Annotated in this window: 18 protein-coding genes and 3 pseudogenes; 9 read left to right on the forward strand and 12 right to left on the reverse strand. The window is 68.9% G+C overall.

All coding sequences use genetic code 11. The annotated features are described in order from the left end of the window. Positions 1-69 precede the first annotated feature (69 nt). Positions 70-1,779, forward strand: coding sequence for a SulP family inorganic anion transporter (locus tag K309_RS0104965; protein WP_029045389.1), 1,710 nt, complete (start codon positions 70-72; stop codon positions 1,777-1,779). 1 nt (position 1,780) lies between these two features. Here the strand turns inward: K309_RS0104965 and K309_RS0104970 are convergent, their stop codons facing one another. The 5 genes and pseudogenes from K309_RS0104970 to K309_RS36000 all read right to left on the reverse strand — a co-directional run. Next, positions 1,781-1,975 (reverse strand): ribbon-helix-helix protein, encoded by a 195-nt coding sequence (locus tag K309_RS0104970; protein ID WP_029045390.1) that lies wholly within the window; start codon positions 1,973-1,975, stop codon positions 1,781-1,783. 131 nt (positions 1,976-2,106) lie between these two features. Next, a complete protein-coding gene (locus K309_RS0104975) occupies positions 2,107-3,225 on the reverse strand; it encodes a dihydrolipoamide acetyltransferase family protein (RefSeq protein ID WP_029045391.1) in 1,119 nt (372 codons plus the stop codon). 45 nt (positions 3,226-3,270) lie between these two features. Beyond that, positions 3,271-4,248 (reverse strand): alpha-ketoacid dehydrogenase subunit beta, encoded by a 978-nt coding sequence (locus K309_RS0104980; RefSeq protein WP_029045392.1) that lies wholly within the window; start codon positions 4,246-4,248, stop codon positions 3,271-3,273. A 45-nt stretch (positions 4,249-4,293) separates the two neighbouring features. Continuing rightward, positions 4,294-5,379, reverse strand: a complete 1,086-nt coding sequence (gene pdhA, locus K309_RS0104985) for a pyruvate dehydrogenase (acetyl-transferring) E1 component subunit alpha (RefSeq protein WP_029045393.1) — start codon at positions 5,377-5,379, stop codon at positions 4,294-4,296. 217 nt (positions 5,380-5,596) lie between these two features. Next, a pseudogene (locus K309_RS36000) lies at positions 5,597-6,042 on the reverse strand (MetQ/NlpA family ABC transporter substrate-binding protein); the annotation flags it as partial. Between the two features lie 194 nt (positions 6,043-6,236). Between K309_RS36000 and K309_RS0104995 the strand changes: the two are divergent. From K309_RS0104995 to K309_RS0105005, 3 genes are all read left to right on the forward strand, one after another. After that, the gene (locus K309_RS0104995) at positions 6,237-6,578 is read left to right on the forward strand and encodes a hypothetical protein (RefSeq protein ID WP_029045394.1); all 342 of its coding nucleotides are present in this window, start codon (positions 6,237-6,239) and stop codon (positions 6,576-6,578) included. Between the two features lie 64 nt (positions 6,579-6,642). Continuing rightward, positions 6,643-7,860, forward strand: a complete 1,218-nt coding sequence (gene clsB / locus K309_RS0105000) for a cardiolipin synthase ClsB (RefSeq protein WP_029045395.1) — start codon at positions 6,643-6,645, stop codon at positions 7,858-7,860. Beyond that, positions 7,860-8,849 carry a lysylphosphatidylglycerol synthase domain-containing protein gene (locus K309_RS0105005; protein ID WP_035876818.1) on the forward strand — a complete coding sequence of 330 codons (990 nt, stop codon included), beginning with the start codon at positions 7,860-7,862 and terminating at the stop codon, positions 8,847-8,849. Before clsB ends, K309_RS0105005 begins: the two co-directional genes overlap by 1 nt. 44 nt (positions 8,850-8,893) lie before the next feature. Here K309_RS0105005 and K309_RS0105010 read toward each other — a convergent pair whose 3' ends face one another. Beyond that, complete coding sequence (locus K309_RS0105010) at positions 8,894-10,168, reverse strand: O-acetylhomoserine aminocarboxypropyltransferase/cysteine synthase family protein (RefSeq protein WP_029045397.1); 1,275 nt, start codon at positions 10,166-10,168, stop codon at positions 8,894-8,896. A gap of 328 nt (positions 10,169-10,496) precedes the next feature. On the opposite strand from K309_RS0105010, the pseudogene K309_RS41565 reads away from it, so the two are divergent. The 3 genes and pseudogenes from K309_RS41565 to K309_RS0105025 form a co-directional block, all read left to right on the forward strand. Beyond that, positions 10,497-10,604 (forward strand): annotated as a pseudogene (locus K309_RS41565) (ABC transporter substrate-binding protein); the annotation flags it as partial. Positions 10,605-10,618: 14 nt separating this feature from the next. Beyond that, positions 10,619-10,708, forward strand: a pseudogene (locus tag K309_RS42375) (ABC transporter permease); the annotation flags it as partial. Between the two features lie 59 nt (positions 10,709-10,767). Next, on the forward strand, positions 10,768-11,538 hold the full coding sequence (locus K309_RS0105025) for a class I SAM-dependent methyltransferase (protein WP_029045398.1): 771 nt from the start codon (positions 10,768-10,770) through the stop codon (positions 11,536-11,538). A gap of 11 nt (positions 11,539-11,549) precedes the next feature. Here the strand turns inward: K309_RS0105025 and K309_RS0105030 are convergent, their stop codons facing one another. After that, positions 11,550-11,912: a helix-turn-helix domain-containing protein gene (locus K309_RS0105030; RefSeq protein ID WP_029045399.1), complete on the reverse strand. Its 363-nt coding sequence runs from the start codon at positions 11,910-11,912 to the stop codon at positions 11,550-11,552. A gap of 202 nt (positions 11,913-12,114) precedes the next feature. Further along, the gene (locus K309_RS0105035) at positions 12,115-12,348 is read right to left on the reverse strand and encodes an IclR family transcriptional regulator (protein ID WP_232232311.1); all 234 of its coding nucleotides are present in this window, start codon (positions 12,346-12,348) and stop codon (positions 12,115-12,117) included. 498 nt (positions 12,349-12,846) lie between these two features. Here K309_RS0105035 and K309_RS0105040 point away from each other — a divergent pair, with 498 nt between their 5' ends. Together K309_RS0105040 and K309_RS0105045 are read left to right on the forward strand one after the other, a co-directional pair. After that, positions 12,847-14,085 (forward strand): GGDEF domain-containing protein, encoded by a 1,239-nt coding sequence (locus K309_RS0105040; RefSeq protein ID WP_029045401.1) that lies wholly within the window; start codon positions 12,847-12,849, stop codon positions 14,083-14,085. Positions 14,086-14,215: 130 nt separating this feature from the next. Then, entirely contained in the window at positions 14,216-15,472 is a 1,257-nt protein-coding gene (locus K309_RS0105045) for an Hsp70 family protein (protein WP_029045402.1), read from the forward strand. 18 nt (positions 15,473-15,490) lie between these two features. Here K309_RS0105045 and K309_RS0105050 read toward each other — a convergent pair whose 3' ends face one another. From K309_RS0105050 to K309_RS0105065, 4 genes are all read right to left on the reverse strand, one after another. Continuing rightward, on the reverse strand, positions 15,491-16,153 hold the full coding sequence (locus tag K309_RS0105050) for a phosphorylase (RefSeq protein ID WP_084402356.1): 663 nt from the start codon (positions 16,151-16,153) through the stop codon (positions 15,491-15,493). Between the two features lie 23 nt (positions 16,154-16,176). After that, positions 16,177-18,210 (reverse strand): squalene--hopene cyclase, encoded by a 2,034-nt coding sequence (gene shc, locus K309_RS0105055; protein ID WP_029045404.1) that lies wholly within the window; start codon positions 18,208-18,210, stop codon positions 16,177-16,179. 89 nt (positions 18,211-18,299) lie between these two features. Continuing rightward, positions 18,300-19,172, reverse strand: coding sequence for a presqualene diphosphate synthase HpnD (gene hpnD, locus K309_RS0105060; protein ID WP_029045405.1), 873 nt, complete (start codon positions 19,170-19,172; stop codon positions 18,300-18,302). Between the two features lie 262 nt (positions 19,173-19,434). Continuing rightward, entirely contained in the window at positions 19,435-19,638 is a 204-nt protein-coding gene (locus tag K309_RS0105065) for a cold-shock protein (RefSeq protein WP_029045406.1), read from the reverse strand. Positions 19,639-20,489 lie beyond the last annotated feature (851 nt).

Below are 20,489 nucleotides of genomic sequence, written 5' to 3' on the forward strand. Positions count from 1 at the left end.
AGCATGTTGTTATCATTTCATGCACCCGCTCCCACCCACCAACGTAGACCCACCGCAAGGAATCTCCGCATGATCGCGCTGCGCGAAGCATGGCAGGCCGGGCTGTTCCGCCGCGCCAAATGGCTGCCCAACCTGGTGTCGGGCGTGATCGTGGGGGTGGTGGCGCTGCCGCTGGCGATGGCGTTCGCGATCGCATCCGGCGCGAAGCCGGAGCAAGGGCTGTACACGGCCATCGTCGCCGGGCTGGCGGTGTCGATGTTCGGCGGCAGCCGCTTGCAGATCGCCGGGCCCACCGGCGCGTTCATCGTGGTGCTGTCCGCCATCACCGCGCGCCATGGGATCGGCGGGCTGCAGCTGGCCACGCTGATGGCCGGGCTGATCCTGTTGGCGCTGGGCCTGGCGAGGCTGGGCGGCGTGATCCGCTACATTCCCGCCCCGGTGATCGTGGGCTTTACCGCCGGCATCGGCGTGATCATCTTCGTGGGGCAATGGCGCGACTTCTTCGGGCTGCCGCCGGTAGCAGGCACCTACTTCCATGAAAAGCTGTGGCACCTGCTGCAGGCGCTGCCGCAGTGGCACGCAGCCACGACCGCGCTGGCGCTAGGGAGCCTGCTGCTGGTGCTGGGCGCGCCGCGGGTCCGTTGGCTGCACCGCGTTCCCGGCCCGCTGGTGGCGCTGGTGGTGGCCACCGCGGTGCAGGCGCTGTTCCGCTTCGACGGCGTGGCCACCATCGGCAGCGCCTTCGGTGGCCTGCCGCGCGGGCTGCCGGCACCGTCGCTGCCGGAGATCTCGCTGGCGCGCATGATCGAGCTTGCCGGACCGGCCTTCACCATCGCCATGCTGGGCGCGATCGAATCGCTGCTGTCCGCGGTGGTGGCCGACGGCATGGCCGGCACCCGGCACGATGCCAACCAGGAGCTGGTGGGGCAAGGCATCGCCAATATCCTGGCGCCGCTGTTCGGCGGGTTTGCCGCCACCGGCGCCATTGCCCGCACCGCCACCAATATCCGCAACGGCGGCAGCAGCCCGCTGGCCGGCATCACCCATGCGCTGACACTGGTGCTGGTGCTGCTGTTCCTGGCCCCGCTGGCCGCGAGCGTGCCGCTGGCGACGCTGGCCGCGATCCTGTTCGTGGTGGCATGGAACATGAGCGAGGCGCGCCAGTTTGCGCGCATGGTGCGCCGCGCGCCGCGCGCCGACGTGGCAATCCTGCTGATCACCTTTTCGCTGACCGTGCTGACCGACCTCGTGGTCGCGGTCAATGTCGGCGTGATCCTGGCAATGCTGCAGTTCCTGCGGCGCATGTCGGCTTCGGTGGAAGTGACGCGCCAGGACGTGACGGGCATCGAGCGCGAGCTAAGCGTCGAGCCGCGTGCGGCCGATTCCCTGCCGGAGCGGATGCCGCCCGGCGTCCTGGTCTACGCCATTGACGGCCCGTTCTTTTTCGGCGCAGTCGAAGCCTGTGAGCAGGCGCTGGTGCACACCCATACCGAGCCGCGCGTGCTGCTGATCCGGCTGGGCCGGGTGCCGTTCATCGACATGACCGGCTTGCAGACGCTGGAAGCCGTGATCCGCACGCTGCGCCGGCGCGGCGTGGCGGTGGTGCTGGCCGAGGCCAATGCGCGCGTGCGGCAAAAGCTGGAGCGGGCCGGGGTGCTGGCGGCGCTGGGGCAGGAAAACTACGCGGATGCGCTGGCGCAGTCGGTGCGGCGCTGCGGCGTGCTGGCGGGAGAAGGTGCTGCGGAACGGGGGCGCGAGGACACGCGCACCCCGCACTGATCTATTTCTTTTGCCGACCGCTGCCGGCAGGCCGTGCCTTGGTGGCGTATTCCACGCCGTGCTGGGCCAGGTAATCGCGGATCAGCTGGCGCACCACCTGCGACGGCGTCAGATCCTGCGCGGCGCACAGGGTTTCGAAGGCCTTCTTCTTGACCGGGTCGATCAGGATGGTGAGGCGGGCGGTCTTGGATTCCATGAGGGATGTGTCGGGCGGTCCGGCTGAATCGATCGCATTATATACAGCGTGGACTTCGCCGAACCCAATGGTGCTCCCCTCTCCCGGCACGACGGGCGGCACGGCTTGCTTGCGTCTTCCCGGGCGATGCCCTAGGAGGGCTGTTCCAGATCCGCAATCACCGCCGCCAGGAAACGCGCCGCCTCGCCCCCGGTCACCACCCGATGGTCGAACGTCAGGCTCAGCGGCATCACCCGATGCACCGCCGGCACGCCGCCGGCGGCGACCACCTCGTCGCGCACCCGTCCCGCGCCAAGGATCGCCACCGTCGGCGGCACCACGATCGGTGCCGCATAGCGCCCCGCGATCATGCCGAAGTTGGACAGCGTGATGGTATTGCCGCGCATCTCTTCCGGCGCGATGGTGCGCGCCCGGATGTCTGCGCGCATGCGGTCGAGCCCATGGCGCAGGTCGGCCGCGTCGCGGTTGCCGACGTCGCGCAGTACCGGCACGAACAGCCCTTCGGGCAGGTCGGCGGCAATGCCGACGTCGATCTTCTTCAGCACGTGGCGGCGCCCGGTCTGCCCCTCGTACCAGGCGTTCAGGCCCGGCTCCGCGCGGCAGCCGGCCACCAGCGCGCGCACCAGGCGGATGGTGACGTCGGCGCCCGCCTGCCAGGCGTGGATATCGGCATCGTCCATCACCGTGGCCGCGGCGACCTCGTTCTGCGCGCGCGCCATGTTCTGCGCCATCGCGCGGCGTACGCCGCGCAGTTCCTCGGGCGCGCCCAGTTCGGCCAGCGTGGCGGCCACGCGTTCGACGTCTGCGGCGATGACGGTGCCCTCCGGCCCCGACGCGGTGGCCATTGCCAGGTCGACGCCGAGGCGCCGCGCCAGCGCGCGCACCGCGGGCGTGGCCTTGACCCGAGCGGCCATGCCGGCGGCCGGTGCGGCCGCGCCCGGTGGCGCCGCTTCGCTGGCCACCCGCGTGCCGACCTGCACGGACCCGACCACCGTGCCGGCATCGGCGTCCTCGCCCGCGCCCTCGAAGCCGACCAGCGGCGCACCCAGGTGGACGATATCGCCTGGCTGCGCATGCAGCTTGGCGATGGTGCCCGCATAGGGCGAGGGGATCTCGACGATGGCCTTGGCGGTCTCCACCGACAGCAGCGGCTGGTCGGCGGCGACCGCATCGCCCACCTTGACATGCCAGCTCACGATCTCGGCCTCTTGCAGGCCTTCGCCCAGGTCGGGCAGCTTGAAGACTCTCATCGGCGCTTCCTCGGCTTGGTGTCGCTGGGTGTCGCTTGGTGTCGCTCAGGCGGCCATGGCCTTGCGTGCCGCGTCGGCGATGCGCGCCACGCTCGGCAGGTAGGTGTATTCCAGCCGGGCCAGCGGCACCACGGTATCGAAGCCGGCCACGCGCTGCACCGGCGCCGCCAGCGAATACAGCCCGGCATCGGCCAGCTCCGCCGCGATCTCGGCGCCGAAGCCGGCGGTGCGCGGCGCCTCGTGCACGATCACGCAGCGCCCGGTGCGCGCCACCGCTTCGAGGATGGTCGGCATGTCGAGCGGCTTGAGCGTGGCCACGTCGATCACGGTCGCGCTCACGCCCTCGGCGGCAAGCTCGTCGGCGGCACTCAGCGTCTCCTGCACCATCGCGCCCCAGGTCACCAGCGTGATGTCGCTGCCTTCGCGCAGCGTGAAGCAGGTATCGAGCGGCAGCGCCGCGCCGTCATCGGCGACCTCCTGGCGGAACAGGCGGTACAGCCGCGTGGGCTCGAGGAAGATCACCGGGTCGGGATCGGCGATCGCGGCCAGCAGCAGCCCGTACGCGCGCGCGGGCGAAGACGGCAACACCACGCGCAGCCCCGGCATATGGGCGAACATCGCTTCCGGGCTTTCCGAATGATGCTCGGGCGCGTGGATCCCCGCGCCGCATGGCGAGCGCACCACCAGCGGGCAGCTCAACCGCCCGCGCGTGCGGTGCCGCATGCGCGCGGCGTGATTGATGATGTGGTCGATGGCCGGGTAGATAAAGCCGGTGAACTGGATTTCGGCCACGGGCTTGAGCCCCATTGCCGCCATGCCGATCGCCGCGCCGACGATGCCGCCCTCGGCCAGCGGCGTATCCATGACCCGCGCCGCGCCGAAGCGCGCCTGCAGTCCCGCGGTGGCGCGGAACACGCCACCGTTGACGCCAATGTCCTCGCCCAGCAGCAGCACGTCGGGATCGCTCTCCAGCGCATGGCCCAGTGCCAGGTTGACTGCTTCGACCAGATTGATTTCCGCCATGGTTCGCTCGCTTTGGTCGTTGAAGGCCGAGGGACGATGAAAGCGTCAGCCGTGCTGTGCGGGATAGCGCCGCGCCGTCTCCAGTTGCGCCTGCAGTGCCGGCGGCATGGTGGCGTACAGGCAATCGAACATCGCCGCGGGATCCGGCGGCGGCAGCGCCAGGTAGGCTTCCACTGCCTGCGCCACCTGCTGCGAGCAAGCCTTGACCAGCGCCTCTTCGCGCGCGGCGTCCCAGGCGTTCAGCGACAGCAGATGCGTGCGCAGGCGCAGCAGTGGCTCTTCCTGCCAGTGCGCCTTGACGCTGGCCTCGTCGCGGTAGCGCGAGGCATCGTCGGCGGTGGTGTGGTCGCCCAAGCGGTAGGTGATGGCCTCGATCAGCGCGGGGCCGCCGCCCGAGCGGGCCCGCTCGATGGCCTCGCCCACGCGATGGCGCACCGCGACCACGTCGTTGCCGTCGACCTGCTCGCCAGGTATGCCCGCGGCGATCGCCTTCTGCGCCAGCGTCTGCGCCGCGGTCTGGCCGCTGCGCGGCATCGAGATCGCCCACTGGTTGTTGTTGATCACGATCACCATCGGCGCGCGCCACGCGCCGGCCATGTTCATGCCTTCATAGAAATCGCCCTTGGAGGTGCCGCCGTCGCCGAGCAGGCACACCGCTACCCTTGGCTCGCTGCGCAGCTGGAAGGCATAAGCCGCGCCCGCGGCATGGCACACCTGCGTGCCGATCGGCACGCAGTTGGCAAAATCATGCGGCGCCGCCGCAAAACCGCTGCCGCGCTCGTCGCCGCCCCAGTACAGCAGGCTCTCGGTCATCGTGACGCCCCGCACAAACTGCGCCGCATGATCGCGGTAAGAGGGCACGAGCACGTCCTCAGGCCGCATCGCGAAGGCCACGCCGACGCCGATGGCTTCCTGCCCTAGCGCCGAGGCAAAGGTGCCGATCTTGCCGGTGCGCTGCAGCGCGATCGCCTTCAGGTCAAACTGGCGCGTCAGCACCATGGCCTGGTACAGCGGCAGCAGCGCCTCAGGGTCGCTGGCGAAGGGAGGGGGCGGGGAAGTGGGGGAAGGGGGTTCGCCCGGCGGGGCGAGATAACGCGTATAGCCGATCTCGAAGCTCGCAACCATGGACATGGCAGGTCTCTCGATGCGCGTGTCGTGTTGTGATCCCGGGCGTGCTTTGTGGGCGCGCGCGGCATGTGTAGTCGAGTGTAGGGTATTTGCGGCGCAATGGCGGCGGCAATTGTCTTGCTGTGCACAAGGGGGGAGTGGTTCCAGGCACGACCAGCGAAAAAAAGCTCCCATGCGGGAGCCCCTTCGCCAATGATCCGGACGGATCAGCGCTGGTACGCGGCGGCACGAAGCCAGCGAAGCGCTGCTGCGTCACCGACTTGAACTCGGCCGACTGGTAGGCTTCTTTGATGTCCTTGACGAACGGCTTGCTGACGTCGGCGTCTTCACCGCCAACAGGTTCATGCAGTAGTCGGGAATCTTCTCCAGCGCCAGCGCGGTGGTCAGCTTCAGCCCGGCGGCCAGCGCGAAGTTGCCGTTGACGAAGGCATAGTCGACATCGTCGAGCGAACGCGGCAGTTGCGCGGCCTCCAGCTGGATCAGCTTGAGCTTGTGCGGGTTGGCGTCGATGTCGCGCTCGCTGGCGCGGATCGGGTCGGTGCCCGGCTTGAGCGTGACCCAGCCCACCTGCTGCAGGATGGCAATGGCCCGCGCCAGGTTGGTGGGGCCGTTCGGCAGCGATACGGTGTTGCCCGGGTTCACCTCTGCCAGTGTCTTGTTTTCCCGTATCGCATCAAAACGCTCCCTGTTGTTCGTTGTTCGTTGTTCGTCCGTTGGAGAGCCCATTGTGTGGAAGCCAAGTCATGAGGCGAACGAGTTCTTGATCATGCCGATATGCCCGAAGCGCATATAGACCGGATGCCCGCAGCGCGGTGCACTACGCTGAAGGACGCCACGCCCATCCTTGCACGGAGGCCGCCATGCCCGAACAACTGACCCGGCATCCCGATGTCACGCTGCAGGTCCTGCGCAGCGCCGGCGCCCGCTGCGGCGAGGGCGCGCCGCAGGAAATCCTCAAGGCCTGCCCGCGCGAGCGCTTCTGCAAGCTGCCCGGCGGCGAAGTCTGCGTGTACGGACTGGACAATGCTGTCACCATGACGCAGATCACGGCCGCCGACTGGCGCGCGCTGGCCCAGCAGGCGGGCCCGCCGCCCAATCCCGGCATGCCGCCGCTGACACTGGCCGGCGTGGGCACTGCGGGCCTGCTGGCGGGCGTGCTGCTGACGGCCCTGGTGGTCCGCCGGCGGCGCGGACCTGGCTGAGCGGCCCAGGGGCCCTGGCGAAACCCGTGGCGCTGGCATGGTGTTTGCGGCGCAATCCCGGGCCATGACACCGTTGCCGTCCGCCCCCGACAGCATCCGCCTGCTGGAGAACGGAGAAGAGTACTTCCCGCGCGTATTCGAGGCGATCGCGCGAGCGCGCGAAAGCGTGCTACTGGAAACTTTTATCCTGTTCGATGACGAGGCAGGGAAGAAATTGCACGCCGCCTTGCTGGCCGCAGCGCGGCGTGGCGTGCGCGTGGCCGTCACCGTGGACGGCTTCGGCTCGCACGACCTGCCCTCTGCATTCATTACAGAGCTGGTCAAGGCGGGCGTGCACTTCTGCACATTCTCGCCGCGCCGCCGCCTGCTTGGCGTGCGCACGAATATCTTCCGGCGCATGCACCGCAAGCTGGTCGCGATCGACGGCGAGGTGGCCTTTGCCGGCGGCATCAATTTTTCGGCGCAGCATTTGTACGGCTACGGGCCACGGGCCAAGCAGGACTACGCCGTCGAGATCGCCGGCTCCGCGGCGCGGCAGGTACATGACTTCCTGGCGCGGGCCATTCCCGGGGCGTGCCTGCAGGGCGGGCTGGCGCCACCGCCGCTGGACCCCACCACGGGGCCGCCGGGCCCGGTGCGGCTGGTCACGCGCGACAACCATCGCCATCGCAACGACATCGAGTTTGCCTACCTCGATGCGATCCGCGCCGCGCGGCACGAGGTGGTCATCGCCAACGCTTATTTCCTGCCGGGCTACCGGCTGCTGCACGCGCTCTGCGAAGCCGCCGCGCGCGGCGTACAGGTGCGCCTGCTGCTGCAGGGCAAGCCCGACATGCCTTGGGTGGCGCGTGCCGGTGGCCTGCTGTATTGCCACCTGCAGGATGCCGGGGTACAAATCCTCGAGTACGTCGAGCGGCCGTTCCACGGCAAGGTCGCCGTCATCGACGAACAATGGGCCACGGTGGGCTCTAGCAACCTCGACCCGCTCAGCCTGTCGCTGAATCTCGAAGCCAACCTGGTGATCCGCGACACCGCCTTCGCGCAGCGGCTGCGCGGCCGGTTGCAGGCATTGATCGCCGAACGCTGCCGCGAGGTCCCGCCGCGCCGGCATGAGCGCTCGCTGCTGGACGCGGCCGGCGCCACGCTGATGTTCCACTTCCTGCGCCGCTTCCCGGCATGGGCCGGCTGGCTGCCGGCGCATACGCCGCGGCTGGTGACGCCGCAGGCCGGCGATTCGCGCGGGCGCCGCCGTGTATTCGTGCTGGAACGGGAGGCCGAGTGATGGTCGCCCATGCGCTTTCGGCAATTCGGCACCACGTGCGCTGGCCGATGTGGCGGCGCGCGATCGGGATCCTCTTCATCGCGGCAGTGCTTGCGCTGATCGCGCGCAAGCTCGGCACCATCGACTGGGACGCGGTGCTGGCCGCGCTGCGCGGCTTCGACCGCCGCACGCTGTTGCCCGCCGCGGGGTTCGCGGTGCTGACGGGTTTGCTGTACAGCCAGTTCGACGTGCTGGGGTGCCGCTATGCCGGCCACCCGCTGCCGGCGCATCGGGTGATGGCGATCGCCTATGTCAGCTACACGATGAGCCTGAACCTGGGCGCGACGCTCGGCGGCGCCGGCGTGCGTTACCGGCTGTATTCACACGCCGGCCTGAGCCCGCCGCAGATCTGGAGCGTGTTCGCGGTGGCGGTCACCAGCAACTGGCTTGGCTACGCGCTGCTGGCGGGCATCATCCTGGCCGGGCGCCTGGTGGCGCTGCCGCCCGAGTGGAGTATCCCGCCGGCGGCGATGCGCCTGATCGGCGTGGCGATGCTGGCCGCGCCGGCCGGCTACCTGGCCGCATGCGCGGCATGGCAGGGACGGCACCGTACGGTGCGCGGCCATGACATCTACGTGCCGTCACCGCGCTTCGCGCTGTTGCAGATCCTGGTGTCGGCGGGCAACTGGGCGGCGGTGGCGGCCATCCTGCATGCCTTCCTGCATGCGCATGCGGACTATTACACGGTGCTGGGCGTGTACCTCGCCTCCGGGCTGGCCGGCGTGGTGATCCGCGTGCCGGGCGCGCTGGGAGTCGTCGAGACGGTGTTCCTGACGATGCTCGGCGGACAGGTGCCGCACGGGTTGTTGCTGGCGGCGTTGATCGCGTACCGGGCGTTGTATTACCTGATACCGCTGGCGGTGGGGACGGTGGGGTACTTCCTGCTGGAGGCGCGGGGGAAGAAGCTGGCGCAGGGAACGGCGCTGGAAGGAAAGCAACGCCGGCCGTGAACGCTCCCCTCTCCCGCGGGCAGGAGCGGGGAGCAAACCTGCGCTTACGCTGCCGCCAGCGCGCGATCCAGGTCCTCGATCAGGTCATCGATGTGCTCGATGCCCACCGACAGCCGCACCATATCCTCGCTGACGCCAGCCGCCTTCAGTTCCGCGGCATTGAGCTGGCGATGCGTGGTCGATGCCGGATGCGTGGCCAGCGACTTGGCATCGCCGATATTGACCAGCCGCGTGAACAGCTGCAACGCATCCAGGAAACGCGCCCCGCCTTCGCGGCCGCCTTGCTTCAGGCCGAACGACAGGATGCCGGGACCGCGGCCGCCGAGGTACTTCTGCACCAGCGCATGGTCCGCATGATCGGGCAGGCCGGCAAAGTTGACCCATTCCACCTTCGGGTGCTGCTGCAGGTGGCGCGCGATCGCCAGCGCGTTCTCGGTGATGCGGTCCAGCCGCAGCGCCAGCGTCTCGATGCCTTGCAGGATCAGGAACGCGTTGAACGGCGACAGCGCCGCGCCGGTATTGCGCAGCGGCACCACGCGCGCGCGGCCGATATAGGCAGCCGGTCCCAGCGCCTCGGTATAGACCACGCCGTGGTACGACACGTCCGGCTCATTCAGGCGCCTGAAGCGGGCCTTTTGCTGCGCCCACGGGAACTTGCCGCTGTCGATGATGGCGCCGCCGACGCTGTTGCCATGGCCGCCCAGGTACTTGGTCAGCGAATGCACGACGATGTCGGCGCCATGCTCGAACGGCCGGCACAGGTAGGGCGAGGGCACGGTGTTGTCGACGATCAGCGGCACGCCGTGGTTGTGCGCCACGCGCGCGATCGCCTCGATGTCGACCACGTTGCCGAGCGGGTTGCCCACCGACTCGACGAACACGGCCTTGGTGCGTTCGTCGATCAGGTCGCCGAAGCCAGACGGGTTGCGGCCATCGGCGAAGCGGGTCTCGATGCCGGATTGCGGCAGCGTGTGCGCCAGCAGGTTGTAGGTGCCGCCATACAGCTGGCTCGACGAAACGATGTTGTCGCCGGCCTCCGCGATGGTCTGGATCGCGTAGGTAATCGCGGCCATGCCCGATGCCAGCGCCAGCGCGCCAACGCCGCCCTCGAGCGCGGCCAGGCGCTGCTCGAGCACATCGTTGGTCGGGTTCATGATGCGGCTGTAGATGTTGCCCGCAACCTTCAGGTCGAACAGGTCGGCGCCGTGCTGCGCATTGTCGAAGGCGTAGGCCACCGTCTGGTAGATGGGCACCGCCACCGCGCGGGTAGTCGGATCGGGCGAGTAGCCGCCATGGACGGCCAGGGTTTCGAGTCTCATGTTTTTCTCTGGGTTGTGTACCGGACATGCCTGGCGACGCGGCGCCATGCAAATGCGCGCCGACGGGCCGAACGATGGTACCAGCCGGCGGCGCACCGCCGAGGCGGTTTCGGGGGCTATGGTCACGGACGGCATCGCAGCGAGGCAAGGAAGCTTGTTGCATTTGGATATGCGGCCGCGTCATGCCGTGAATGCGCACGCCCCGCGAAATGTGCAGGCATGGGTATGCGATAAGCGGATAAGCGCCAGCGATCAGATTCGTTGACCGTGCTTGTGACGGATCTCTGCATTGCAGGCTCGCATGCGGCATCCGCTGCCGCGCAGGCTTACCTTTGCGCTGGCCTCGTTCATGCACCGCGTCGGCGCGATCCGCAACCAGCCGAAGTCCTGGCAGGATTATTTCTTCCAGGACCCGGTCACCGCGCAGGGGACCTGACCATGGCCACGCACAGCCTGATCCTGATCGGCCTGCTGGTGGAAGGGCTGGGCTTCACCACGCTGGAGCGGCTGACCGTGCGCCGCTGGGGCATGCAGCACTAGCCTTGCCCCGCGCGGGCTTCAAGCGTAGCCTACGGCACCGGCAAGCAACCGGAGCCGCCATGACCGACATCCACCATGCCGCCGCGCAGGGATTCGCCAGCCAGGCCGATACCTACGCGCGCGGACGCCCCGATTATCCCGAAGCCATCGATGCCTGGCTGCGCACGACGCTCGGCCTGGGCCCGGGCCGCACGGTGCTCGACCTGGGCGCCGGTACCGGCAAGTTTACGCGCCGGCTGGCCGGAACCGGCGCGGCTGTGATCGCGGTTGAGCCGGTGGCGCAGATGCGCGCGCAGCTCGCCGTTGCCCTGCCAGCCGTGCAGGCGCTCGCGGGCAGCGCCGAATCGATTCCCTTGCCCGATGCCAGCGCAGACGCCGTGGTCTGCGCGCAGGCGTTCCACTGGTTTGCCAATGACCGCGCCATCGCCGAGATCCGCCGTGTGCTGCGGCCGCGCGGCCGGCTAGGGCTGGTCTGGAACGTGCGCGACGAAAGCGTGGACTGGGTCGCGCGGCTGACCGCCATCATGACGCCGTACGAGGGCGACGCGCCGCGCTTCTACAAGGGCGACTGGAAGCGGGTCTTTCCCGCCGAGGGTTTCGGCCACCTGGCGCTGCACAGCCTGCCATACACGCATGTGGGCCCGCCGCAGCAGGTGATTGTCGACCGGATGATGTCGGTGAGCTTCATTGCCTCGCTGCCCGGCACGGAGCAGGAGCGCGTGCGCGCCGCGCTGCAGGCCGTCATTGACGGCCATCCGGCGCTCGCCGGACGGCAGGAAGTCTCCTTTCCCTATCGCACCGAAGCCTACAGCTGCGAACGCCTGGACTGAGTCCAGCCGCGCTACATCGTCGCGTGCCGGACCCAGAACGCCGGGCCGGGACGCGCGGCGTCGCTGAAGTCCGGCGGCGGCAGGCCGTTGCGGCCGGCGCATGGGCGCGGCGCAATCTGTTCCCAGATGCGCAGCATCGCCATGACCTTGGGCAAGGCCTTGACGCCAGCAGGCGTGGGCAGCCAGTTGGGGCCGCCTACGCTGAACAGCGGCGTGCCGAGTACGGCCTCGAGGCCGCGGATCTGGTAATGGAGTCTCTGGGGCTGGATGCCCAGCGCATGCGCGGCGCGGGCGGTGTCGCGGTGCTGCATCAGTGCGACGAAGGCGCGCAACGACAGGAAGCTGACGCGCCTGTTGTTGACAAGGTATGCCATGGGTGTGCCCTTGCCGGGACGGACACTGGCGGTGCGCTGGGCACCGTTGCACGGCGGGGGAGGCGATGCACCCCGGGTGCGCGGCCTGTTGCCGGCGGATCGAAGTGAATCGATCGTAGCGGCGCGCGCACGGGGGCAGGGCGAGGAAGCTTCCGAGTGATGTAGGGGAATGCTCTCGATCAGATGGCGATGCGGGCGCGGCTCAGTGCATCGGCAAATGGCCGATCGCTGTCAGCGCCTGCATCACCTCGGGCGACAGGCGGCGTTCGCGGCACGGCACGCCTGCAGTCTCCAGCGTGGTCCACAGGTCGGCAGCGCCGGTGACGATGCGCTGCCGCAGGTGCGCCAGATATGCATACTCCGCGGACGTCAGCGGGCGCGGCGCGCTGCGCAGGTCATCCAGGATGTCGCCAAGCGAAAGGGCGGGAACGGTCATACCAGGGTCGGGAATAGCAGGGCGGGACATTGAAGCAGTATGGGCGCGAGTTTCTTGCGCGGTCGGCGCGGTAAGCAACGCATGATTCTATCCAGCCGATGCAGTGCCTGCTTAACCAAAATGCGACCGACTTTGGCCGCAATTCCGCTTGCATGCCGGCGAGTGGCGATTGCGCCGTGGCAATGTGGCGCATGCTGGGGCTAGTGGGGCGCGCAAGCCGCTTGCACGCGGGCGGTTGCCGTTAGAGGCATCCTTCAGCGCGAGCCGGGTGTTGCATAAAAACGCCAGTCCGTCAGAGTGAGGCAGCGGCGTCGGAACCACAACTGGCCCGTCCCGCACGCCCCCGGCTAGACGGGGGTGCCACCGGCCAGCGCGCGCGGGCTATCATGCGCGTTTGCCGAGCGCCGGCGGCCTGTCCCGGCGTGTCGCGACCGTCCCTTGGCCCCAGTTCCGCCCATCGGATTGACGGCAAGGCGGACCCCCTCCTTGAGGATTCCCGTGCACCTGGACCAGCAGACCATTGCGGTCGTGATGATGGTGTTTTTCTGCAGCACGCTGGTGATCGCGGCGGGGCTGGTGTTCGCGCTGCGCGCGAGCGAGGCCGGGCGCCTGTGGGCATCGGGGCACGTGCTGGCATCCGGCGCGGGCCTGGCGCTGGCGCTGAGCGCGGCCACCGGCACGCCCCAACTCGGCACGCCAGGGGCGGGTGCCTTCGTCATTGGCTGGCTGCTGATCTACCGCGGCGTGCGCGTCTATTACGGCGTACCGGCGTACCCGGGCGCGCTGGCCAGTGCCGCCACCATCGTGCTGGCCACCCTGGTGGCCGTCGGCGGCCTGCCCGGCGGGCCTCAGCTGGTGCTGCGCGTGGCCTACGGCGTGCTGGCGCTGGTGTCGCTGGCCACCTTTGCCACGCTGGCGCGCGCCGGGCGCGGGCGGCGCAGCATCGGTGCCCCGCTGGTGCTGGTCGCCAGCCTGGTGCAGCTGGCCACGCAGCTGGCCGGACTTGACCATGCCATGCAGCTTGCAGGTGCCGATGCCGCGCCCATGATCCTGTTCTTCGCCGGCCCCGCCGGTTCCGCCTGGATGCTGGCGCCGCTGATCGCGACGCTGCTGGGCCTGTTCGGCTTCACCGTGATGGCAATGGAGCAGATCGTCGCGCACAACGAGAGCGGCGCGCGCGTCGATGCGCTGACCGGCCTGCTCAACCGCGGCGCGCTGGAGATGTCGGCGCTGCAGCTGGTGGCGCGCTGGCAGCGCGACGGGCTGCCGCTGTCTTGCCTGGTGATCGACATCGACTACTTCAAGCAGGTCAACGACACCTTCGGCCACCATGCCGGCGATGCGGTGCTGCGAGAAGTGGCGCATGCGCTGGACAACTCGCGCCGCGCCTCCGACGTGGCCGGGCGCTATGGCGGCGAGGAGTTCTGCATCCTGTGCCCGCACACCGACGAGCAGCAGGCGACGGCACTGGCCAACCGCATCCTGCGCAAGGTGCGCGCGATCGGGCTGCCCGGCGCGCAGGGCTTTGCCAGCGTCAGCATCGGCGTGGCGCAGCTGCGCGGCGGGCCGGGCAGCAAGGAAGGCCTGTGGCGCGCGCTGTTCGCCGATGCCGACCGCGCGCTGTACTGCGCCAAGGAGCACGGGCGCGACCGCTATGTGCTGGCGTCGTCGATGGCCGCACCGGTGCCGGGCCACGCCACGGCGATGCTGGAAGCTGCCGCCGACTCCGTCGCCTGAAATCGGCGGGCCGCCGCGCGACTGCCATACAATGTCGCCCCCGCCCGGGCTGGCGCCCCACCAGCGCGACCCACGGCCAGCGGGAACTGATGTGGTGTGATGTGGTGTCTTGCAGGAAAACTTGGAATCAATGATGTCAAACGCATGCGGCCTGGACTTCGGCACGTCCAACTCAACCGTCGGCTGGAGCCGCCCCGACCGCCCCGCGGCGCTGCTGCCGCTGGAAGACGGCAAGCCTACGCTGCCGTCGGTGATCTTCTTCCACGCCGAGGATCCGCTGGTCAGCTATGGCCGTGCCGCGCTCGGCGACTACCTGGCCGGCTATGAAGGGCGGCTGATGCGCTCGCTCAAGAGCCTGCTCGGCACCTCGATGATGGACGACAGCACCGAGGTGATGGGGCAGGCGATGCCGTTCCGCAAGCTGCTGGCGCATTTCATCCGCGAACTGAAGGCCCGTGCCGAGCAGGCCGGCGGCACCACCTTTTCGCACGCGGTGCTGGGCCGCCCGGTGTTCTTCATCGACGAAGACCCGGCCGCCGACCGGCTTGCCGAAGAGACGCTGGCCGAGATCGCGCGCGATGCCGGCTTTGCCGAGATTGCGTTCCAGTACGAGCCGATCGCCGCGGCCTTCGACTACGAAGCCGGCATCGCGCGCGAGGAACTGGTGCTGGTGGCCGATATCGGCGGCGGCACCTCGGACTTCTCGCTGGTGCGCCTGTCGCCCGAACGCGCGCGCAAGAGCGACCGCAGGGAGGACATCCTCGCCAACGGCGGCGTGCATATTGGTGGCACTGACTTCGACCGCGCGCTCAGCCTGGCGCGCGCCATGCCGCTGCTCGGGCTGGGCAGCCAGCTGCGCAACGGCAAGGCGATGCCGTCGAGCCAGTATTTCGACCTGGCCAGCTGGCACACCATCAACTATGTCTATACCCGCAAGGCCTGGTCGGTGGTGATGGACAACTACCGCGACGCCGCCGACACCGCCAGCCTCGACCGGCTGGTGCGGCTGATCCGCGAGCGCGCCGGCCACTGGCTGGCGATCCAGGTGGAAGGCGCCAAGATCGCACTGTCGGATGCGGCCAGCACCGAGCTCGACCTGCACCGGCTGGAGCAGGGGCTGACGCTGACGATCACGCGCGACGAGTTCGATGCGTCGATCGACAAGCTGGTTGCCAGGACCGAGAAGACGGTGCAGCAACTGCTTGTCGATGCGGGCGTGGACGGCAATGGTGTCGACACCATCTTTTTCACCGGCGGTTCCAGCAGCGTGCCGTTGCTGCGTCAGCGGCTGGCGGCGTTGCTGCCGCAGGCGCGCTGCGTCGAAGGCGACCGTTTCGGCAGCATCGGCAGCGGGCTGGCGCTGGATGCGGCGAGGAAGTTCGGCTAAGGAAGTTCGGCAGCGCGCCTACTGTTGCAGCACGTCGCGCAAAGCAAAGCCGTCGCCCACGGCCAGCCTGGCCGCCCGCAGCGCGCCGCGCGCCGCGGAGGCATCGCCCGCCAGCCGCAGCAGCGCCGGCAATTGCCACGGCGCGCGCAGCAGCCCGCCCAGCACCGCCGACACGTCGGTCTTGCCGCCTTCCCCCATTCCCGCCGCCGCGGCGGCCGGCACGGCGCGGCTCGCCGGGTCGATGACCACGCGGCAAGCCGCGAACGGCAGCCGGCAGGCCGCGGCCATGCGCGCGGCGAGATGCGATTCCATGTCGACGCACAGCGCCCCGCTGGCCTGCCGCAGCGCCTGCTTTGCGGTGACGTCGAGCACCGGATCGTCCGCGCCGGCGATGGGGCCGACCCTGGCATGCGGCAGCGCGGCGTGCAGCGCGTGGGTCCAGTCCGGAGCGGTGTCGTAGCGTTCGCCGGGCGCGCGGATTTCGTTGGCAATGACCAGGTCGCCCGGCGCCAGCGCCGGATCCAGCCCGCCGGCGACGCCGAAGCTGACGATGCCCCGACACTCGCGGCTCGCCATGGCCGACACTTCCTGCTCCAGCGCGATGCCGCGCAGCCCGTGCACCACGCGGCAATGCGGGCCGGCGGCGATGCCGGCCTCGAAATCCATGCCGGTGACGACCATGACGAAGGGCGCGAAGGGCGCGTTCACAGGCCCCACGCCACACGGCCGACACTGCCGCGCTGCAGGTTGCGGTAGCGCGCCAGCGCCCACAGCGGGAAATAGCGCGCGTAGCCGTGGTAGCGCAGGTAGAACACGCGCGGGAAACCCACGGCGGTGAAGCGAGGCTCGTGCCAGAGCCCGCCTTCCTGCGGCGGGCGCTGCGTGCGCAGCAGGTAGCCGATGCCGCGCGCGACCGCCGGGTGCTGCACCGCGCCGGCCGCCATCAGCGCCAGCAAGGCCCAGGCAGTCTGCGATGCCACGCTGGGCGCGGCCTCATAGCCACGGTAGTCGAGCCGGTAGCTGGCGCCGTCTTCGCCCCAGCCGCCGTCGTCGTTCTGGATGCCCGCCAGCCAGTCGGCGGCGCGCCGCACCGCGGGCGCATCGGGCCCCAGCCCGGCGGCGTTCAGCGCGCACAGCGCGCTCCAGGTGCCGTAGATGTAGTTGGTGCCCCAGCGGCCGAACCAGCTGCCATCCGGCGTCTGCTCGGCCAGCAGATAGCGCAGCGCGCGCGCGGCGGGCTCGCTGCTGGCGGGCGTGGCGCCGGTCTGGCACAGCATCGACAGGCAGCGCGCCGAGACGTCCGCGGTGGGCGGGTCGAGCAGCGCGCCGTGGTCGGCGAAGGGGATGTTGTTCAGGTACAGGTGCGTGTTTTCGGGTTCGAACGCGCCCCAGCCGCCGTTGCCGCTCTGCATGCCGACGATCCATTCGGCCGCGCGCGCCGCCGCTTCGTCGTAGCGGCCCGGCGCGGCGTGTTCGCGCATGTAGCGGTCCATCGCCGCCGCCACCACGGCGGTGTCGTCGACATCCGGGTAATGGGCGTTGGCGTACTGGAAGGCCCATCCACCCGGACGCACCCGCGGGCGGCGCACGCTCCAGTCGCCGCGCACGTCCAGCACCTGCAGCGGCTTGAGCCAGTCCAGCGCGTGCCCCACCGCCGCGGCCGCGCGCGCCTCGCCAGTCTCGAGCAGCGCATGCGCGGCCAGCGCGGTGTCCCACACCGGCGACAGGCAGGGCTGGCAGTAGGCCTCGTCGCCATGCTCGACCAGCAGCCGCTCGAGCGAGCGCCGCGCCACCGCGCGCGCGGGATCGTCGGCCGGCACGCCCAGCACGTCAAACATCATCACGCTGTTGGCCATCGCCGGGAAGATCGCGCCGAGCCCGTCCTCGCCGTTCAGCCGCTCGCGCACGAACCTTTGCGCCGCGGCAATGGCGCGCCGGCGCAGCAGGCGCGGGAACACCGGCTCGGCCACGCGCAGCAGCGCATCGAGCCCGCGGAACAGGTTGTACCAGCCCGCATGCTGGTGCGGCGCGCGCGGCGCCAGGCCGACGCTGCGGCGCGGGCTGGAGAAAAGCTCGTCGATGCCGACCCCGCGCGGATTGCGCGCGCGCGGGCGCAGGCTGTTCAGCACCAGCAGCGGCACGATCACCGTGCGCGCCCAGTAAGAGACCTTGGACAGGTGGAACGGAAACCAGCGCGGCAGCAGCATGATCTCCACCGGCATCATCGGCACCGCCGACCACGGCATCACGCCGTACAGCGCCAGCAGCGTGCGCGTGAACACATTGCTGGCCTCGGCGCCGCCCATGGCATGAATGGCATGGCGCGCGCGCGCCATGTGCGGCGCCTGCGGATCGTCGCCCGCCATCTTCAGCGCGAAGTACGCCTTCACGCTGGCGCTGATGTCCGCCCGCCCGTCATGGAACAGCGGCCAGCCGCCGTCGGTGTTCTGGATGCGGCGCAGGTAGCGCGCGATGCGCGCTTCGAGCGCCAGGTCGGGCACCTCGCCAAGGTAGTGGACCATCAGCACGTATTCGGCCGGGATGGTGGCGTCGGCTTCCAGCTCATAGACCCAGTGGCCATCAGGGCGCTGCTGGTGCAGCAGCGCATCGACCGCAACGCCGATGCCGTGGTCGAGTTCCTTGGCGGCAGATTGCTGGCCGAACGCGGTGAACGACGGATCGGTGGCGGTCCGGATAGGCGGGGCTGTCGTGGCGAAGGCGGTCTCGTTCATCGACATGCGGACTCCTTGTGCCGGCGCGGGTGGGATGATCCGCGCCCGGGCCTCGGCTTGCATCGGCTTACATCACTGGCGATGGCGTGCGGCGCTCAGCCAATGGCGTGGCGCAGCATGATCCAGAGCAACTGCGCGCGCGGCAGGCGCACGCGTTGGCGCGGCGCCCGCCAGCCCTGGATGCGCAGGCGCGCGAGGATGCGGTGGTAGACGTCGGCCATGATGCGCGGCGAGCGCACCAGCCGTGCCGGGCAGCGCGCCATGATGGCGTTGGCCTGGTCGTAGTGCGCCTGCGCTTCCTGGGCCACTGCCGCGCAGGCCTGGCCGATTGCCGCATGCGCGACCACCGCCTGCGGCGTGGCGCGCGCGGCATCGATGCCGGCGGCTGCCAGCGCCTCGGCGGGCAGGTAGAGGCGGCCGATGGCGGCATCCTCGTCGATGTCGCGAAGGATGTTGGTCAGCTGCAGCGCGCGCCCCAGGTGGTGGGCCAGCGCGATGCCGCACGACGTTTCCAGGCCAAACACGCGCACCGCCAGCCGGCCCACCGCGCTTGCCACCCGGTCGCAATACAGGTCGAGGGTGGCGGCGTCGGGGGCGCGGATGTCCTGCACCACGTCCATGGTCATGCCGTCGATGACGGAGAGGAAGTCCTGCTGCTGCAGGTCGAAGGCGTGGATCTGCGCGGCCAGCGTCTGCAGGGCCGCGGGCGGGCTGCCGGCGTAGCAGGCGGCGATATCGCGCCGCCAGGCATCGAGCCCGGCCAGGCGCTCGGCGTGCGGGGCGTTGCCATCGGCGATGTCGTCGACCGCGCGGCAGAACGCGTAGATCTCGAACATGGCCTGGCGTTGGTGCGCCGGCAGGATGCGCAGCGCGGCATGGAAGGAACTGCCGGCCGAGGCCGCAGCTCCTGTGCTGGAGCCGGCCACGGCGGCGGTGGTGTCTTGCGTTGCGATCTGAGTAACGGCCACGTAACTCCTCGACACGCTGCGTACCTTCCCGCGCGGCGCACGCAATGCAATGGTATGTGCGCCCACGCGCGGGTGGTGGTTGTGGGTCGGGCGATTATAGCAACATCACTCCGCACATCGCGTGCTGCAAATTGGCGGGAACGGGGAGGGGGCGGCGCCTTGCCGGCGCGCAAAAGAAAAGCCCCGCGCCGGAGCTGCGGGGCTTGCTGGGCGGCCCAGCGTCGCGAGACGCCGCGGGACCGGCCCGGTCTTCAAACCGGTATCAGACGGCCTGAATCTTGGTGGCTTGCTCGCCCTTCTGGCCCATGGCCTTGACGTAGCGCACCTTCTGGCCTTCCTTCAACGACTTGAAGCCCGAGCCTTCGATTGCGGAGAAGTGCGCGAACAGATCGTTGCCGCCTGCATCCGGCGTGATGAAGCCGAAGCCCTTGGCGTCGTTGAACCACTTAACGGTACCGGTTTCCATATCTATCTCAACCTTGGATTTCAAAATGAGCGAAAGACGCTCGTTATACACCGTGCGCAACGCAGGCAACGGTTTCTTGAGTTCCGCTGCTGCATCCATATCACCTCGATATGTCGCTGTCGTGACAACCGAAAACATCACGGAACAACACACCAAATGACACACCCCAAAGGGCGCTGCACAAGTGGGAATCATTCTGCCGAATTTTCCCGATGTGTCAATCAGGCGAAGCGCCTAATCATGATGAGAGGTTCCGATAGGAGATATTAACGTCTTCTACTTCGCATTCGATTCAGTGAATTCCCTGAGTCCGGCTGCCTGTGCGGTTTCGACTGAGTTTCAGACGGATGCACCTTGAATGCGCGGCGAATGCCGGTTCCTAGTGCAGAAGGCTCGCGTTTCGGTGCATTGTTTCGTTTTGTTTCAAACTGCATTACCGCATTCGGGGGATGTTTTAACCATTCAGGGGCGGCCGGCATCGGTTCAGGGCAAATCCGGCGGGTAGAAATGCCGCAGCCCTCCATTTCGCGGAACGATTCTCGCGTTACGTATATAGGGTGAACCCCTAATAATGCTTCGGCAGCGGAGCTGGAAAGCCGTGGGGTGGTTGTTCCGGCAGGGTAAGTCCCGATTGTCGGCCGGGGCCGCCGATTGCGCTGGATGCCCACGCTGGAGCCCATTGAGATCTCGCCACCTTCCGCATGGCGAAATTTCCTGGCTCCTGTCGTCCGGAAGGCCCATTGGCGCGTTAGCTTCCCGTCCCCTGAATTTTGATGGCGTGGATCGCCGCATGGAGGGGGTACGCCGTCAATCCACCCAAGTTACTGTAAGCATCAACAAGCCTTATAAGC

Source organism: Cupriavidus phytohabitans, assembly GCF_000426345.1.
In the GTDB taxonomy this organism is placed as follows: Bacteria; Pseudomonadota; Gammaproteobacteria; order Burkholderiales; family Burkholderiaceae; genus Cupriavidus.